We start from the raw sequence: 17,636 nt of genomic DNA on the forward strand, positions 1-17,636 counted from the left end.
TGGTGAGGAGCGGACTCTGGGTCAGCTCCGTGCGGACTGTCTGACGGGGATCGTGACCGGTCGGCTCGTTCCTGGGGATCGCTTCACGGCGACGACTCAGGTGGGCGAGGCCATATCCACAAGCGAGGGCGTGACCACAAGCTCGATCGTGGGTTCGGGCTCAGCCGCGGGCGCGACTACGAGCACGGACGCGGAGACGAGTGCGACAGCGAACGTCAGCACTGACACGGATGCCGGAGATGCCGGTCCTGTCTGTACATGCGGTGGTCAGGCGCCCGTCGTCCGCCGGACGGTCGTGCGGGTGACGCCCACACGGCCGGTCGTACGGGTGACCGTGCCGGCGAGCACGCTCCTGGGTCTGGATGACGCGCCCGGTGACCTGGACGGGTTCGGCCCGGTCCCGGCGGACGTCGTCCGAATCCTGGCCGAGGACGCCACGTGGCAGCGGCTTCTGACCGACCCGGTTACCGGTGTGCTCACCGACTACTCGACCACGTCGTACAAGCCGGGCCGGGTACTTCGTTCGGCGGTGGAGGCCAGGGATGGGACGTGCACCTTCGTCGGCTGCGACTCTCGGGCCGCAACATGCGATCTGGACCATATCGAGCCGTTCGACCACGACCAGGAAGCCGGTCAGTCCGCAGTCGGGAAGGACGCGCGTGGGCAGACCCGTGCCGACAACCTCCACGCGCTGTGCCGACGGCACCACTTGCTCAAGACGCACGCCGGTTGGGGTGTCGTGCGCGACCCGAGCACCGGGATCACGACCTGGACCACACCGGCGGGCCGGACGCATACCCGACCGCCGACGGTCTTGGACGCCCGGGTCGATCTCGACGATGTCGACCCGGCAACGAGCGGGGACCTGACTCTGCGTGCCCTCACCGGGCGCCGACTGCCTCGTGCCTATGCCGCGACCGCACCGGAGACGGCCGCACCCTCGACCGCCGACACCTCTGATCCCTCCGAATTCACCGCCCCATCCGAACCCGGCGAGCCGCCGTTCTGAGCCGGCAGCCGCCCAGTAAGCGAGACGACGTATCCCGGGCGATCGCCGACGCCGTTGCTTCGCCGCGGCCGTCCGGCGCCGCCGCGGCCCGCGCCGACCCCTGTCAACCCGGCGGGTTGTGATGCACCCGGCCGCGGCGCGTCCGTAGCCTGGAGGCCTGTCCGCACGCGAGGGGGTCGCTCATGGCTGGTCTGTGGGGTAGGAAGTCACGCGCGAAGAGCTGGAAGCGCGGCCTGTGGGGAAGCACGACCAAGGGCCGGAGCAAGAACCTCGCCAAGCGGCTGTGGGGGAGCAGCAAGCGCCGCAAGGGCGGCCTGTGGTGAGCCGCGGTTCCTAGGGGCCCTTCGGCTTCGCCTTCGTTTTCGCCTCTGGCTTCGCCTCCGCCTCGCTGAGCTCGTGGGCCCGCCGCAGCACGTCCAGCTGCGCCGAGCTGTACAAAGCCTGCAGGGCTTGCCCGACGGCGTTCCGCGCCGCCTCGGCCTGGCGGGTTGTCGTGGCCTTCGGTTCCAGCGTCACCGACCCGTTGGCGCCGACGAACGGCGCCATCCGTTCGGCGAGCGCCTGCCGCGTGGCCTCGTCGGCGTCCGCGGGGAGGTCGCGGAACGCCTCGTCGACCGCCTCGTGGGGGTTGGCCGCGAGCACGCCGCGCAGCGTGTCCATCGACTCCGCGGAGAACAGCTGGGCGTAGATCGTCAGGAGCGCGCGGTCGTTGTCGCGGAGCGGCCGTGCGACGTCGTGGAACGTGGCGGGCACGTCCGGCGTCGCGCCCGGCCGGGACAGCGCGGCCAGCTCCTGCCGGATGCCCTGGATCCGTTCGACCGTGGCCTCGAGCTCGGCGTCGATCTCCTGGAACAGGGAGGGGCGTCCGTCGTGCGCCGCTGTTCCCAGCTCCGCCACCTGGGCCAGCGACAGGCCCAGGCCGGTCAGCCGTTTGATCTGGAGGAGGCGCGTCAGGTGGCGCACCTCGTACCGCTTGTTGTAGCCGTTGGGCTCCCGGTCGGGCTCGTCGAGCAGGCCGACCTGGTGGTAGTACCGCACGGTCTTGACCGTCGTGCCCGACAGCTCGGCCACCTCGCGCGTGCTCCAGGTCATCGTGCGCGGCGCTCGCGTATCCAGACCAGGACGACCATGGCCACGTTGACGCCCGCGAGGATCAGCAGGGACGCGTCGCCGGTGTCGGTCGACCGGTCGATGGTGTAGCCCTCGCCGTCGGCCATCAGGGTGTTGACGCTCGAGAACAGGACGTTGTTCGCGACGTGGAACGCGACCGGTGCCTCGATGCCGCGGCTGATGATCGCCATGAGGGCCGTGGCGGCGCCGATGAACGTGTAGTAGCCGAACAGCCAGGGATCGCTGGAGCCGTGCACCACCGCGAAGGCCAGGCTGGACACCACGAGGCCGACGGCGAGGGCCGGGCGGACGGCGCGCACCCAGGACGCGGCGGCGGGCAGCACCGAGCTGCGGAACATCAGCTCCTCGCCCACGGCCTGGAGCGGGGTGCTCAGGAGCGTGACGACCAGCATGAGGACCGTGGTCCCCGAGACGCCGAACGCGACCCAGCCCGGCGACTCGGGCGCGACCAGCGCGACGACGCCGATCCCGGCCCCTACCAGCAGGGCAGCGCCCACCAGGTACTCCGCCAGGCGCGTCCCGTCGAACGCCCGGGGCGAGCTGATCAGGCTGCGCCACGGGACCCCGGCCAGCCGCGCCAGCAGCAGGATCGCCAGGACGCCCGCGAGGATCACGCTCAGGTTGATCGCCAGGAGCTTCAGCGGCGTGAACGTGGCCGACATCGGGTCGTCCGAGCCCTCGAGGACGCCCACGACCTGGTAGAGGACGACCTGCAGCACCACCATCGCCAGCGGCGGCACGACGATGACCACCAGCGGCTTCCACCAGCTCATGCGGAGGTGGGCGCCGAAGGGGCGCGAGAGGTCGAGGCCCTGGGGCCGGCCGGATTCTGGTGTGCGCACGATGAACGATCCTTCACTCGGGAGCGGATCGGCTGATCCACCCCCGAGTGGACTATGTGCCCCAAGGGCAGAGGCAAGCGCGCGCCTCAGGGCACGGCCTCCGCCCGGTCCGAGGGCCCGGACTGGCACGCCTCCGACGCGCGCTCGTCCGTGGTGGGCCGCGGGGTGCGCGGGGTGGCCGACGGCGTCGGCCGTGCGGGCGAGCACTCGCGCGGGTTCGTGCTCGGCGCGGGCTCGGGAGACCGGGGCGGCTCGGTGACCTCGGGCCTCGGCGACACGGAAACCCGCGACCCGGGAGGGGTCTCGTCGCCCCCGGGCCACAGCATCGCCGTGCCGACCCCCGCGCCGCACAGCAGCGCCACGGTCGCGGCCAGCGCCCAGACGGCCGCCCGACGGCGGGGCTGCGTGGGGCGCTGCCCGGACCTGAGGATCTCGACCTGGGAGTCGGGGTCGTCGTCCAGGGGAACCAGGTCCGGGTCCGGCCGGCGGTGCCCCGAGGTGACGGCGTGGAGGCGGGCCAGGTCCAGCTCCCCGTCGACCTGGTCCAGCGCCCGGCGGGCTCGTGCCAGGGGGTCGTTCTGCGCTCTCGTCAGCGGTCTCATGTCAGTCCTCCTGGCCTTCGGTCACCGTGCGGTACGCGGCCCGTAGCCGCCGTCGGGCCCGGTACACCCGGGCGGCCGCGGTCGCGGCCGAGCACCCGAGCACGCGGGCGATCTCGCCGGTGCTGAGCTCCGCGGCCGCCAGCAGCTCGACCACCTCGCGGTCGGCCGGGCGCAGGAGCGCCAGGGCCCGCTGGAGCAGGTCGAGCTCGTCGACCAGCCGTGCGTCGTCCGGCCCGGGTGGTGCGGGATGCCGCACGGCGCGATCCGCGAGCGCGGTGCGCCGCTGCTCGGCCCGGACCTGGTTGGCCAGCACCCGCCGGGCGATCGCGAGCAGCCAGGCTCGTGGCTCGTCCGGGACCTCGCCCTTGCGCCAGGCGATGAGGAACACCTCGGCCACGACGTCCTCGGCCTCCGCGGCGCTCAGCCGGGTGCGCACGTAGCGGTGCACGGCGCGCGCGTGCTCGTCGACCAGTACCTCGGTCTGCTGAGGTGTGAGCGTGCCCGGGTCGAGGTCACGCTGCTCGGCATGGGTGGACAGGGTTGTCTCCAGTGGATGGGAGCGGGTCTGCGAGATGGTCGGTGTCCGGCAGGGCCCTCGTCATGACACCTTGCCGATGTGGACCACGTCACATCCCGAAGCCATCATGGTTCACGCTCCGCCGCACACTGACCGTTGCGTGACCATCGAAAAGAACACCCCAGTCCAGCCGTCCACCGTCCCGACCCACCGTCGCGGTGCCTGGAGCTCCGCCGGCCGCGGTGTCGTCGCTGCGGGCGGCGCGCTCGCCGTCGCGCTCCTGGCGACGGCCTGCACGCAGGCCAGCGCCGCCGTCCCGGAGGAGCCGTCGGCCGTGCCGTCCGCCGTGTCTCAGCCTGCCGAGGCCGCGCCGAGCGACTCCGGCCCCTCCGACGAGAGCGACGAGCGCGAGGCCACGCCCGCCCCGGCAGCCCCGAGCGAGACCCGGCCCTCCGACGAGAGCGACGAGCGCGAGGCCACGCCCGCGCCCGCCGCTCCGAGCGAGACGCGGCCGTCCGACGAGGGCGAGCCGCGGCCCGTCCCGACGGTGCCCGGCGAGCGGGCGGAGCAGGAGCTCGCCGTCACCGGCTGAGCAAGTCCCGGTCTGCCTTCCAGGCCCTGACAGCGACGAGGCGCCCGCCCCGGTTCTCCCGGGGTGGGCGCCTCGTGCGTCCGGCGGCACCGTGCCCCTCCGTCGTTGTGCATCAATATGCAGGCTAGCGAGAATAGTCACCCTGCGTGTAGCGTGCCGGAGCGAGACACCCGCTCAACGTCATCTGGAGGATCGATGGAGATCACACGACGGACGGCCGTCACCGGGGCAGCGATTCTCGGCGCCGCCGCCGCGGTCGGACTGCCCACGTCCGCGTCCGCGTCGGGGCGGACGGCGCCCGCGGCACCTGTCGCACCCGCTGCGCCCGGGCCCGGCACGGCCGAGCGCTGGGGCCTGCACGAGATCGTTCTCGACGGCCCCGACAAGGGCAACCCCTTCGTCGACGTCACCCTCGCCGGCGTGTTCCGCAGCGGGGACCAGCGGATCAAGGTGCCCGGCTTCTACGACGGCGAGGGCACCTACCGCATCCGCTTCTCGCCGCCGCGGACCGGTGCGTGGAGCTGGAGCGTCGAGAGCAACGTCCGGGCGCTGCGCAGGTCCGGGCGGGTCACCGTGGTGGAGCCCGCCGCGGGCAACCACGGGCCGGTCCAGGTCGTGCCGGACGGGTACCACTTCGTGCACGCCGACGGGTCGCCGTACCGGCAGATCGGCACGACGTCGTACTCGTGGGCGCTGCAGGGCGAGGAGAAGTGCGCGCTGACGCTGGACACCCTGAGCAAGGCGCCGTTCAACAAGATCCGCATGCTGGTGTTCCCGAACGTCCCCGCCGCGTACACCGACCCGTTCGTGCGCACGGGCACGGAGCCCGGCGCCTGGGACCCGACCCGGTTCGATCCCGCGTACTTCCGAAACTACGAGCGCCGCATCGCGCAGCTGCTGGAGCTCGGCATCCAGGCCGACGTGGTGCTGTACCACCCCTACGACGAGGACCGCGGCTACTCGGACATGGCGCGCGCCGACGACGAGCGCTACGTGCGGTACGTCAGCGCCCGGTTCGGCGCCTACCGCAACGTGTGGTGGTCGATGGCGAACGAGTACGACGGCGTGGACAGCAAGTCGCTCGACGACTGGGACCACCTGTTCCAGGTGCTCGTGGCCGCCGACCCGCACGACCGGCTGCGCTCGATCCACAACGCCAACATCTACTACGACGCCCGCAAGCCCTGGATCACGCACGCGAGCGTCCAGAGCGCCGGCGCCTCGATGGACGGCCTGCGTGCCCACCTGCACCGGCAGTTCGCCCTCAAGCCGGTCGTGTTCGACGAGGTCGCCTACGAGGGCAACATCTCCGAACGCTGGGGCCAGCTCTCCGGCGAGGAGATGACCAGCCGGTTCTGGAACACCTTCGTCGGCGGCACCTACTGCGGCCACGGCGAGACGCTCAACCCCGAGCAGAAGCCCAGCATCTCGTGGCTCGGGCAGGGCGGGACCCTGAACGGCACCAGCGCCCCGCGCCTCGCCTTCCTCAAGCAGGTCATGGAGGACGGCCCGGCTCCGGGCATCAACGCCCTGCAGCCCGACTGGGACTACGAGATCGCCGGCGTCGACAACCAGTACTTCGTGAAGTACTTCGACGACGCCACCCCGACGCAGTGGGCGGCCGTGCTGCCGAACGGCGCCGGGCTGGCGTTCAAGGCCGACATCATCGACACCTGGAACATGACGGTCACCCCGGCCGGCACGTTCAACATGGCCAAGGTGCCCCGCGGGGCCCAGGACCCGGCCCGCCCGAACATCGAGCTGCCGGGCAAGCCCTGGATCGCGGTCAGGTTCACGAAGGCGTGAGTCGCCCGCCCGCCGACCGCGCCGACCGCGCCGTCCCCGTCGTCGAGGCGCCGCGTGTCGAGCACCACCGTGAGCCCCTCGGCATCGGGGAGCGCGCGCCGCGGCTGTCCTGGCGCATCGTGTCGGCGCCCGAGGGATGGCGACAGACCGCGTACCGCGTCAACGTCGAACGGGACGGCGCGACGACGTCCCACGAGTCGCAGGACCCGGACCAGGGCACGGAACAGGGCGCCGACCAGGTGCTCGTGGCCTGGCCGGGCCGGCCCCTGGGCTCGCGGGACGTCGCCGTCGTCCGCGTCGCCGTGCGCGGCGCGGACGGGGCGTGGTCGGCGCCATCACCCCCCACCACCCTGGAGGCGGGGCTGCTCGACCCCGCCGACTGGGTCGCGCGGCCCGTCGGCGCCACGCTGAACGAGAACCCGAACACGGACGACCGGCGCCCCTCGATCCTCCGCAAGGAGTTCGAGGTGCGCGCCGGGCTCGTGCGCGCCCGCCTGTACGCCACGGCGCACGGGCTCCAGGAGGCCGAGATCAACGGGCGGCGCGTCGGCGCCGACACCCTCGCGCCGGGGTGGACGGTCTACGGCGAGCGGCTGCGCTACGCCACCCATGACGTGACCGAGCTGCTCGAGACCGGCGCGAACGCGATCGGGGCGTGGCTCGGCGACGGCTGGTACCGGGGCCGGCTCGGCTGGCGGGGCGGGTTCCGCAACGTCTACGGCGACGACCAGTCCTTCCTCGCGCAGCTCGAGCTCGTCTACGCCGACGGCGGCCGCGAGGTCGTGCCGACCGACTGGTCGTGGCGGTCGGCGCCGAGCCCGATCCTGCGCAGCGGGATCTACGACGGCGAGGACCACGACGCGCGGGCGGAGCAGCCCGGCTGGTCGCGGGCCGGGTTCGACGACTCCGCCTGGGACGGCGTGCAGGAGCGGCGCCGCGACCCCGCGACCCTCGTCGCCCCTACCGGGCCGCCCGTGCGCGTGACGCAGGAGCTGCGGCCGGTCCGGCTGCTCACCGGCCCCAGCGGCTCCCGCATCCTCGACTTCGGCCAGAACCTCGTCGGGCGGGTGCGCATGCGCGTCAGCGGCCCGGCGGGCACCACGGTCACCCTGCGCACGGCCGAGGTGCTGCAGGACGGCGAGATCTGCACGCGGCCCCTGCGCGCCGCGCGGTCGGCCGACATCTACACCCTCGCCGGCCGCCCCGTCGAGGAGTGGGAGCCGAGATTCACGTACCACGGCTTCCGCTACGTGGAGGTGTCCGGCTGGCCGGGCGGCCCCGGCGGGCTGGACGACGACGTCGCGGCCGGCGCGCTCGTCGCCCGGGTCCTGCACACCGACCTGGAGCGCACGGGGTGGTTCACGTCGTCCGACCCGCTGCTGAACCGGCTGCACGAGAACGTGGTCTGGAGCATGCGGGGCAACTTCGTCGACCTCCCCACCGACTGCCCGCAGCGCGACGAGCGCATCGGCTGGACCGGGGACCTCCAGGTGTTCGCGCCGACGGCGTCGACGCTGTTCGACGTGTCCGGCATGCTGTCGGGCTGGCTGCGCGACCTCGCCGTCGAACAGCTCCCGGACGGCACCGTGCCGTGGTTCGTGCCGGTGATCCCCGCGGTGGACAAGTGGACGCCCATGCGCCCCGGCGCGGCCTGGGGCGACGCCGCGACGCTCGTGCCCTGGACGCTGTACGAGCGGTTCGGCGACGAGGGCGTGCTGCGCGCCCAGTTCGACAGCGCCCGGCGCTGGGTCGACCTGGTCGACCGCCTGGCCGGCCCGTCGCGGCTGTGGGACACCGGGTTCCAGCTCGGCGACTGGCTCGACCCGGCGGCGCCCCCGGAGGACCCGGCCGACGCGCGGACCGACCGCTACCTCGTGGCGACGGCGTACTTCGCACGCTCGGCGCGCACGGTGGCCCGCATGGCCGAGGTGCTGGGCCTGGACGCCGAGCACGCCAGCTACGCGGCGCTCGCGGACGAGGTCGCCGCCGCCTTCGAGGGCGCGTACGTGGCCGGCGACGGGCGGATGTCGAGCGACGCCCCGACGGCGTACGCGCTCGCGCTGCGGTTCGGCCTGATCACCGACCCGGTCCTGCGGGAGGCCGCGGCGTCCCGCCTGGCCGAGCTCGTGCGCCAGGCGGACAACCGCATCGCGACGGGCTTCGTCGGCACGCCCCTGGTCTCGGACGCGCTGAGCGCCGACGGCCACCTGGACACGGCGTACGACCTGCTGCTGGAGCGCGACTGCCCGTCCTGGCTCTACCAGGTGGAGCAGGGCGCGACGACGGTCTGGGAGCGCTGGGACTCCCTGCTCCCGGACGGTACGGTCAACCCCGGCCAGATGACGTCGTTCAACCACTACGCGCTCGGCGCCGTCGCCGACTGGATGCACCGCGTGGTCGCCGGCCTGGCGCCGGACGCGCCCGGGTACCGGCGCATCCGCTTCGCGCCCCGGCCCGGCGGCGGGCTCACGCACGCTGCCGCCCGCCACCTGACGCCGTACGGCGAGACGTCGGTCTCGTGGCGGACCGAGGGCGGCGAGCTGCGGGTCGAGGCCGTGGTGCCGATCGGTGCCACCGCGGTGCTGGACCTGCCCGGGGCCGCGGCGGAGGAGCTCGCGCCCGGGACCCACCGCCGGACGGCGCCGCTGCCCCCGTGAGGCGGCGACCTGTCAGCCCCGGGTCGCCTCCTCCAGCAGCTCCAGCACGTGCCGGTACGGGGCGCCGGTCGCGCGCGTCATGCCGATCTCGCAGGTCCGGTTGCACGAGGCGTGCGCGTCGCCGCCCAGTGCCCGCACCTCGGCCGCCTCCCGTGCGGTGGCGGACGCCGTCAGCTCCGGGTGCAGCATGCCGCGGTCCCCGGCGAACGCGCAGCAGCCCCACGCGTCGGGCACGGTCACCTCGTCCGCGACCGCGCGCGCCAGCGCCGTCAGGTCGTCGTCGAGCCCGAGGCGGGCCGACGAGCAGGTGGGGTGCAGGGTCAGGGTGGCGAGGGTCGGGGCCACGTCGAGCCGGGGGAGCAGCACCCGCGCGGTGAACCGGACGGCGTCCTCCACCTCGATGCCCGACTCCGCAAGGGTCTGCCGGAAGCCCTCCGTGCAGCTCGACGCGTCGGTGACGACGGTGAGGCGGCCGTCGTCGGACGCGGCGCGCAGGGCGTCCACGACCCGCGCCGCCATGGCGCTCCGGCCGGCGTCGTGGCCCTTCGACGCCCACGGGGTGCCGCAGCAGAGCCCGTCCGTCCCCGGCGGGACGACCAGCCGCGCGCCCGCCCGCTCGGCCAGCCGGGCGAACGCCGCCGTGACCCCGACGCCGTCGCCCTCCGGCCCGGACCCTTCCGGCCCGAACATCGTGTTGACGCACGCCGGGAGGTAGACCGCCACCGGCGCGTCCGGGCCCGCGCCGACGGCGTCCCCGAGCCGGCGCCGGGCCGCGCCGCCCGGCGGCAGGTCGGGGGTGTGGCGCGGGACCGTGTCCGCGCCGAGCACCGCCCGGGCCAGGTCCGTCGCGGCCGTGACCGGGCCGGACGGCAGCCGGCCGGCGAGCGTCAGCGCCGCGGACGCGCCGCGCGTGACGGCGCCCCACGACCCCGCGGCGGCGGTCCAGGCGGCGTCGAGCACGGGTCGGTGCTCGGCACCACGCAGGCGCTTGACGAGGTCGCCGGTGTTGATGAGCACGGGGCAGGCCGTCTGGCACATCCCGTCCACCGCGCAGGTCTGCACCCCGGCGTACTCGTAGTCCCGGTCCAGCTCGCGCAGCAGCGCCGTGTCACCTGCGGCCTCCGCGCGGGCCGCCGCGCGCCGGGCGACGATGCGCTGCCGGGGAGTGAGGGTCAGGTCCTTGCTGGGGCAGACCGGTTCGCAGTACCCGCACTCCACGCACCGGTCCACCTCGGCCTCGACGGGCTCGGCGAGCTTGAAGTTCTTGAGGTGCGCCTCAGGGTCGTCGTCGAGTACGACCCCCGGGCTGAGGATCCCCTCCGGGTCGAGGAGCCGCTTCAGGGACCGCATCACGTCGTAGAGCTCGTCCCCGTACTGGCGGCGCACAAAGGGGGCCATGGCGCGCCCGGTGCCGTGCTCCGCCTTGAGGTTCCCGCCGGCGCCGAGGACGAGGTCGACCAGGTCCTCGGTGAACGCGGCGAGCCGGCCGCGCTGCTCGTCGGTCTCGAACCGGTCGGTGAGCATGAAGTGCACGTTCCCGTCCTTCGCGTGGCCGAAGATCACGCTGTCGCGGTAGGCGTGCCGCTCGAACAGGTCCTGCAGCGCGGCGCACGTCGCCGCGAGCGCCGGGACGGGCACGACGACGTCCTCCAGCAGCGCGGTGGTGCCCCGTGGGCGGGCGCCGGCGACCGCGGCGTACAGGCCCTTGCGCAGCTTCCAGGCGGTGGCGCGGTGGGCGGCGTCGGCCAGGAGCGGGGCGGGCCGCAGGAGGGGCAGTGCCGCGAGCGCCCGGGATCCCGCGGCGGTCATCGCCTCGAGCTCGTCCCGCGTGTCCGACTGGTACTCGATCAGCAGGGCGGCCTCGGTGGTGACGTCCAGGCCGACGAGCGCCGCGGGCGGGTCGGCCTGTGCCTGGCCGACCCGGAGGCTGGTGGCGTCCATGAGCTCGAGGGTCGCGGCGCCGGTGGCGACCAGCTCGGGGAGCGCGCGGGTGGCGGCCTCCAGGTCGGGGAGGATCGCCAGCGCGGTCGCGGTGTGCGGGCGGAGCGGCACGGTGCGGAAGACCGCCTCGGCGACGAACGCGAGGGTGCCCTCGCTCCCGACGACGAGGTGGGCGAGGAGCTGGGCCGGCGACGTGAAGTCGAGGAACGCGTTGACGCCGTAGCCCATGGTGTTCTTCATGGCGAAGGCGCGCCGGATCCGGCCGACGGAGTCCGGGTTGCCCGTCACCCGGCGGCGGAGGCGTTCGAGGCCGTCGACGAGGTGCGGCTCGGCCGCCCGCAGCGCCGCGTCGGCGTCGGGGGAGCCGGTGTCGACGACGGTTCCCGACGGCAGCACGAGCACGAGCGAGTCGAGGGTGGCGTAGGAGTTCTCGGCGGTGCCGCACGCCATCCCGCTGGAGTTGTTGCTGACGACGCCGCCGACGGTGCACGCGACCTCGCTGGCGGGGTCGGGCCCCAGCCGGCGGCCGTGCCGCCGCAGCCGCGCGTTGACCTGGCGCACCGTGGCGCCGGGCTGCACGCGGACGCGGGCGCCGTCGTCCAGCACCTCGATCCGGGTGAAGGAGCGCCGGGTGTCGACCAGGATGCCGTCGGTGCCGGCCTGTCCCGACAGGCTGGTCCCGCCGGAGCGGAACGTGACGTGCGCGCCGCTCGCGGCGGCGGCGCGCAGGACGCGGCCGACGGTCGCGGCGTCGTCGGCGACGACGACGGCCTGCGGGGTCAGCAGGAAGTGCGACGCGTCGGCGGCGAGGGCGACGCGGTCGAGCGCGCGGGTGCTCGACGACCCGCCGGGTCCGACGGCGTCTGCCACGGCCCGGGGGATGGAGCCCGTGGTGCTGCTGAGGGTGGTCATCGCTCTCCTCGTCCGGCTAGTCTGAGGGTACATTCACAGAGGAATGATTATGCACCCACGATGGAGGGGCCGATGACCGCTTACTGGGAGAGCACGGCGCCGGGGGCCGGGCGCAGGCCGGCACGCGCGGACGCCCCGAGCGACGCCCGCGTGCTGAGCCTCAACGGGACGTGGCGGTTCCGGCTCGCCCCGACCGCCGACGGGACGGGTCCCGGGTTCGTCGCGGACGGGTTCGACGACTCGGGCTGGGACGAGATGCGGGTGCCCTCGCACTGGGTGCTGGAGGAGTTCACGCCGCTGGCCGGCGGGCCGGCGCGGTCGATGCTCGGCACCGCGGAGGGCCCGCTGTACACGAACACGGCGTACCCGATCCCGCTGGACCCGCCGCACGTCAGCACCGAGAACCCCACCGGCGACTACCGGCTGGTCTTCGAGCTGCCGGACGACTGGGTCGACGGCACGGTCCTGCGGTTCCAGGGCGTCGACTCCTGCGCCAAGGTCTGGCTGAACGGGACCGAGCTGGGCTGGTCCACGGGCAGCCGGCTCCCGTTCGAGCTGGACGCGCCCGTGCGGCCCGGCCGCAACGTGCTCGCCGTCCGCGTGCACCGGTGGTCGTCGGGCACCTATCTCGAGGACCAGGACATGTGGTGGCTGCCCGGGATCTTCCGGGACGTGGAGCTGATCGAGCGGCCGCCCGGGGCGATCGACGACCACTACGTGCACGCCGACTACGACCACGAGACCGGCACCGGCACGCTCCGGGTCGACGCGACCACCGAGGCCGTGGTGGAGATCCCCGAGCTCGGGATCCGCATGGCCACCGGCGAGACCGCCCGGGTCCCGGTCGAGCCGTGGAGCGCGGACGTGCCGCGCCTGTACCGCGGCACCCTCCGGTCGACCGTTGAGACCGTCGAGCTGGCCGTCGGGTTCCGGCACGTCGAGATCACCGGCGGCGTCTTCACCGTCAACGGGCGGCCCGTCACCTTCCGTGGCGTGAACCGGCACGAGCACCACCCGGACACCGGCCGCACCCTGGACCGCGAGACGATGGTCCAGGACATCGTCGCGATGAAGCGCGCCAACGTGGACGCCGTGCGGACCAGCCACTACCCGCCGCACCCCGAGTTCCTCCGGCTGTGCGACGAGTACGGCCTGTGGGTGCTGGAGGAGTGCGACCTCGAGACGCACGGCTTCATCTACGCCGGCTGGGAGAAGAACCCGCCCGCCGACCCGGCCTGGCGCGACGCGCTCCTGGACCGGGTGCGGCGCATGGTCGAGCGGGACAAGAACCACCCGAGCGTCGTCATCTGGTCGCTCGCGAACGAGAGCTGGACGGGCGAGACGTTCACGGTGCTCCGGCAGTGGGTCGCCGACCGGGACCCCAGCCGCCCCGTGCTCTACGAGCGCGACCCGAGCTACCGCGACTCCGACTTCTACTCCCTCATGTACCCCTCCCTCGAGGACCTGGACCGGATCGGGCGACGCGCGGAGGACACGCCAGACGGCGTCACCCCGGCCGAGGACGAGCGGCGTCGGTCGCTCCCGTTCCTGCTCGTGGAGTACGCGCACGCCATGGGCAACGGACCCGGCTCGCTCCAGGACTACCGCCGCATCATGCTGGAGCACGACCGGATCTGCGGCGGGTTCGTCTGGGAGTGGATCGACCTGGGCATCAACGCCGTCACCGCCGACGGCACCGCGCACGTCATGCACGGCGAGGACATCGACTACGAGCCGTGCGGCGGGCGTTTCAACCTCGACGGCCTCCTTTTCAGCGACCGGACGCCGACCCCCGCCCTGGCCGAGCTGGCCAAGGCGTACGAGCCCGTGCGCGTTACCGTCGGGGCCGACGGCGTGCTGGTCGACAACCTGCGCCACACGGCCGACACCTCGGACCTGACGTTCACCTGGACCCTGACGGACGACGGCGAGCCGGTGGCCGACGGGGTGCTCGACGTTCCCGCGGTCGGCGCGGGCGGGCAGGGGCGGGTCGCGGTGCCGGTGCCGGCGCACCCGCCCCGGGGCACCCTCGTGCTCACGGTCGAGGCGCGGACCGCGGCCGACGCGGTGTGGGCACCCGCCGGGCACGTCGTGGCCTGGGGGCAGCACGTGCTCGCTGAGCCGCCCGTGCGCCCGCTGCCGCGATGGTCCGACGACGGGGACCGGGCTCCCGGCGGTGCCGACGTGACCCTCGGGCCCGGCACGTTCGACGCGGCCACCGGCCGCCTGGTCCGCCTCGGCGACCTCGCGCTCGACGGGCCCGTGCTCGACGTGCACCGCGCGCCCACCGAGAACGACCACGGCCAGGGCGACCTGAACGATCTCGCGTCCGTCTGGTCCGCGACCGGGCTGGACCGCATGCTGCACCGCACGGACCTGGTCGAGCGGGCCGACGACCACCTGCGGGTGGCCGGCCGGACGGCACCCACGACGCACGCGCACGGCGTCGACTGGACGATGCTCTGGCAGCCGGACGGCGCCGCCCTCGTGCTCACCGTCGAGGTCGAGCTGACCGGCCCGTGGGCGGACACCCCGCACCGGCACCGGGACATCCTCCTGCCCCGGCTCGGGCTGCGGCTGTCGCTGCCGTCCGCCTACGCGCGCGCCCGCTGGTTCGGGCGCGGGCCGGGGGAGACCTACGTGGACTCGTTCGAGGGGTCGCGGCTCGGCACGTTCGACCGCGCCGTCGACGACCTGCAGACCCCGTACCCGGTGCCGCAGGAGAACGGCAACCACGTGCAGACCCGCTGGCTGGAGCTCACGGGTAAGGACGTGCCGCCGCTGCGGGTCGACGGCGTCGAGGGGTACCCGACGTTCGACTTCACCGCGCGCCGGTGGACGTCGCAGGACCTGCAGCGGGCCCGCAAGCCGCACGACCTGCGGGACTCCGGACGCGTCTGGCTCAACCTCGACCACCGGCAGCAGGGCATCGGGTCGGCGTCCGTGGGGCCCGCGTTGCCGGAGCGCTACCGCGTGCCGCGCGAGCGCACCACCTGGTCGGTCCGGCTGCAGGCCGGGTGAGCGGGAGGGTCCGGGACCTCAGCCTTCCGTGGGGAGGCCGAGCTCCCGGACCCGCTCGAACAGGTCGTCGTCGCCCACCTGGCCGCCCTTGAGCAGCAGCTCGGCGCCGTCGACCGCCGGGTCGGCGCTGTGCGCCCGGAGCAGCACGACGTTCGCCCAGGGGTTGGCGGCGATCGAGAGCGAGTCCACGCCGAGCAGCGTCGTGACCCGGCTGGAGCTGTCGCCGCCGCACACGACGACGCGGCGCGTGGCGCCCGCGCGCAGCACCCGGGCGACGGTCGCGGCCGCCGCCCGGGCGATCACGTCCAGGGTCGCGGCGGGGGAGGCCTGGGCGAGGTCGGCGTCGTCGGAGGTCAGGACGATGCTGCGGCCGGCGCCGAGCGCCTCCAGCACGTCCGCGTCCCCACTCCCGTCCTCACCCTCGGACCCGCCGGCGGCCAGCGGCCGCACCAGCCACCCCGCCGCCGCGGCTCGGTCGGCCTGCCGCCGCGTCTGCGGGGACCGGCTGCCCGACACGGCGAGGACGGGCCCGCGCGCCTCGGTCCGGGTCGGGAGCCGGACGGCGGACCGGGGCGCGGCCACCGCCACCGCCTGGCTCAGCCCGCCCGAACCGATCGCGAAGACCGGCGCCTCGATCCCCAGGAGCGCCGCGCCGATCGCACTCAGGTGCCCGTCGTCGAGCGCGTCGAGCACGACCGCGGCGGCGTCCGATCCCCGCAACCGCTCGGCGATCACGGCCGGCGACCCGTAGGCGGTCCACGGCAGCGAACCGACGGTCAGCGCCGTCTGCCGCCCGAGGTGCACCGCGAGGTCCGACTCCGTCATGGGGGTCGACGGGTGCGCCGACATCGTGGGCTGCCGGTCCAGGCGGTGGACCACGCCGCTCTCGGCCGCGAAGTGGTGGCCGAAGGCGGTGTAGCGCCCGAAGTCCGGCTGGGCGAAGAGCAGCGGCACCGGCCGGTCCGAGACGATCCGCCGGCCGAGCTCGATCACCCGCCCGAGGCTGCCCACCTCGGGCGAGGAGTCCGCCGTGGAGCACGCCTTGTACTGCACCAGGTGGGGCCGCAGGGCGGCGAGGCGGCGCAGCACCGGCTCGACCTCGCCGTCCAGCTCCGCCGTCGGCAGGGAGCGCGCGACGCCGGCCACGCCCACGACGTCGTGCGTCGCCGCCGCCCGGAGCAGCGTGGCCTGGTCGGGGAGGCCCACGAAGAGCCGCCCCGACCACCCGCGCCGGGCGAACTGCAGCAGCGCGTCCACGCTCCCGGTGAAGTCGTCGCCGTAGAACGCGACGCGCGGCTCACGCACGGGCCGGACCGAACCGTTCCGCGGCCCGGCGCAGCGGGCCGGAGGCGGCCAGGGCCTGCTCCAGGGTCTCGCCGCGCTCGGCCGACGCCCAGGCGTCACGCATGCTGGCCACCCCCGCGGCCGCGCCGTCCGGGTGCCCGTGGATGCCCCCGCCGGACAGGACCAGCAGGTCCGTCGACCGCACGGCGGCATAGGTCGCGTGGGCCAGCCCGCCCCACTGCCCCGAGGACAGCACCGGGACGGTCGGCGTCAGGCCGAGCAGCGGCGTCCGCACGGCGTCGATCGAGTCGAGCACCTCGGCGTCCGACTCGTAGAACTTGTTGCTGATGCCGTTGGTGTGCAGGTGGTCGGCCCCGGCCAGACGTGCCAGCTTCTGCCATGCCCGGAACGCTATCCCCACCTGGTCGCTGCGGGCCACGGACCCGAGCATGGCCCGGTGCCCGTGGATCGGCACCTGCGTGTGCCGCCGCAGCAGGTCGAGCCCGGCGAGCCCCATCAGGTTCACGCACGCCATGACGCAGGTGCCGCCGGCCGCGACGACGAGGTCGTGGTTGGCCTCGATCCGGTCGAGGTCGTCGGTGATGTTGAACGCGTACATCGGCATGACGCCGGTGCGGTCCGCGTGCCGGTGCAGCACCGGCATCACGGCCTCGACCCGGGCGCGCAGGGGGGCGCTGGGCCCGTTGCCCTGCAGCTCGTCGTCCTTGATGAAGTCGATGCCTGCCGCGGCGAGCTCACCGACCACCTCGGCGAGCTCGGCGGGGGCGAGCCCGATGCTCGGCTTGATGATGGTGCCGACCATGGCGCCGTCGGGCCGCCCCATGAGCCGGCGGGTGCCCTCGATGCCGAACGCGGGCCCGCCGTAGCGCTCCTCGAACGGCGCGGGCAGCTCGAGGTCCAGCAGGCGGATGGCCGCGAGCTCCTTGATCTCGAAGAGGTTCCCGGCCACGGCGGCCAGCAGGTTCGGCATCGACGGGCCGAAGTTGTCGAGCGGGAAGCGCAGCCGCAGGATGGCGCGGCGCCGCGCCGCGGGGTCGCCGACGGAGCCCGGGAGCGGGGACGCCCCCGTGAGCGGCACCTCCTGCACGCTCTCGACCTGGGCGGCGAACCGGGCGCGGACCTCGTCCGACTCGCGCTCGACGCGGACGAAGGTGCCGGTGGACTGCTCGCCGGCGAGGATCTCGGCCGCGCGCTCGAGCGCGATCGACGTCTCGATGACGTAGGTGGCGATGACGTGGGCGCCCGTGTGGCGGGGCGCGTCGGTCACGGGGCGGGGTGCGGTCTCGGAGGTCGTCATGGTC

At 74.2% G+C, this 17,636-nt stretch carries 13 protein-coding genes; 6 read left to right on the forward strand and 7 right to left on the reverse strand.

The window, feature by feature from the left end:
* Positions 1-301: 301 nt before the first annotated feature.
* Positions 302-1,009, forward strand: coding sequence for an HNH endonuclease signature motif containing protein (locus tag ACFU5G_RS05075; protein ID WP_377241427.1), 708 nt, complete (start codon positions 302-304; stop codon positions 1,007-1,009).
* Between the two features lie 182 nt (positions 1,010-1,191).
* Entirely contained in the window at positions 1,192-1,332 is a 141-nt protein-coding gene (locus ACFU5G_RS05080) for a hypothetical protein (protein ID WP_377241429.1), read from the forward strand.
* A 10-nt stretch (positions 1,333-1,342) separates the two neighbouring features.
* Here the strand turns inward: ACFU5G_RS05080 and ACFU5G_RS05085 are convergent, their stop codons facing one another.
* The 4 genes from ACFU5G_RS05085 to ACFU5G_RS05100 all read right to left on the reverse strand — a co-directional run bounded on the left by ACFU5G_RS05085 (position 1,343) and on the right by ACFU5G_RS05100 (position 4,032).
* Complete coding sequence (locus tag ACFU5G_RS05085) at positions 1,343-2,101, reverse strand: MerR family transcriptional regulator (RefSeq protein ID WP_377241431.1); 759 nt, start codon at positions 2,099-2,101, stop codon at positions 1,343-1,345.
* Entirely contained in the window at positions 2,098-2,982 is an 885-nt protein-coding gene (locus ACFU5G_RS05090) for a CPBP family intramembrane glutamic endopeptidase (protein WP_377241433.1), read from the reverse strand. Before ACFU5G_RS05090 ends, ACFU5G_RS05085 begins: the two co-directional genes overlap by 4 nt.
* A gap of 86 nt (positions 2,983-3,068) precedes the next feature.
* Complete coding sequence (locus tag ACFU5G_RS05095; RefSeq protein ID WP_377241435.1) at positions 3,069-3,584, reverse strand: hypothetical protein; 516 nt, start codon at positions 3,582-3,584, stop codon at positions 3,069-3,071.
* Between the two features lies 1 nt (position 3,585).
* On the reverse strand, positions 3,586-4,032 hold the full coding sequence (locus tag ACFU5G_RS05100; protein ID WP_377241437.1) for an RNA polymerase sigma factor: 447 nt from the start codon (positions 4,030-4,032) through the stop codon (positions 3,586-3,588).
* 229 nt (positions 4,033-4,261) lie between these two features.
* Here ACFU5G_RS05100 and ACFU5G_RS05105 point away from each other — a divergent pair, with 229 nt between their 5' ends.
* The 3 genes from ACFU5G_RS05105 to ACFU5G_RS05115 all read left to right on the forward strand — a co-directional run bounded on the left by ACFU5G_RS05105 (position 4,262) and on the right by ACFU5G_RS05115 (position 9,156).
* Complete coding sequence (locus ACFU5G_RS05105; protein ID WP_377241439.1) at positions 4,262-4,693, forward strand: hypothetical protein; 432 nt, start codon at positions 4,262-4,264, stop codon at positions 4,691-4,693.
* A 195-nt stretch (positions 4,694-4,888) separates the two neighbouring features.
* Positions 4,889-6,499: a DUF5060 domain-containing protein gene (locus tag ACFU5G_RS05110; RefSeq protein WP_377241441.1), complete on the forward strand. Its 1,611-nt coding sequence runs from the start codon at positions 4,889-4,891 to the stop codon at positions 6,497-6,499.
* Positions 6,496-9,156: a family 78 glycoside hydrolase catalytic domain gene (locus tag ACFU5G_RS05115; protein WP_377241443.1), complete on the forward strand. Its 2,661-nt coding sequence runs from the start codon at positions 6,496-6,498 to the stop codon at positions 9,154-9,156. The genes ACFU5G_RS05110 and ACFU5G_RS05115 overlap by 4 nt, the downstream gene beginning before the upstream one ends.
* 12 nt (positions 9,157-9,168) lie before the next feature.
* Here ACFU5G_RS05115 and ACFU5G_RS05120 read toward each other — a convergent pair whose 3' ends face one another.
* The gene (locus ACFU5G_RS05120; protein WP_377241445.1) at positions 9,169-12,009 is read right to left on the reverse strand and encodes an FAD-binding and (Fe-S)-binding domain-containing protein; all 2,841 of its coding nucleotides are present in this window, start codon (positions 12,007-12,009) and stop codon (positions 9,169-9,171) included.
* A gap of 72 nt (positions 12,010-12,081) precedes the next feature.
* Here ACFU5G_RS05120 and ACFU5G_RS05125 point away from each other — a divergent pair, with 72 nt between their 5' ends.
* Entirely contained in the window at positions 12,082-15,030 is a 2,949-nt protein-coding gene (locus tag ACFU5G_RS05125) for a glycoside hydrolase family 2 TIM barrel-domain containing protein (protein WP_377241447.1), read from the forward strand.
* Between the two features lie 18 nt (positions 15,031-15,048).
* Here ACFU5G_RS05125 and ACFU5G_RS05130 read toward each other — a convergent pair whose 3' ends face one another.
* Together ACFU5G_RS05130 and ACFU5G_RS05135 are read right to left on the reverse strand one after the other, a co-directional pair.
* Positions 15,049-16,335, reverse strand: coding sequence for a four-carbon acid sugar kinase family protein (locus ACFU5G_RS05130; protein WP_377241449.1), 1,287 nt, complete (start codon positions 16,333-16,335; stop codon positions 15,049-15,051).
* Positions 16,328-17,632, reverse strand: coding sequence for a RuBisCO large subunit C-terminal-like domain-containing protein (locus ACFU5G_RS05135; protein ID WP_377241450.1), 1,305 nt, complete (start codon positions 17,630-17,632; stop codon positions 16,328-16,330). Before ACFU5G_RS05135 ends, ACFU5G_RS05130 begins: the two co-directional genes overlap by 8 nt.
* Positions 17,633-17,636: the final 4 nt, after the last annotated feature.

Source organism: Promicromonospora sp. NPDC057488, assembly GCF_042802395.1.
Classification (GTDB): Bacteria; Actinomycetota; Actinomycetes; order Actinomycetales; family Cellulomonadaceae; genus Promicromonospora.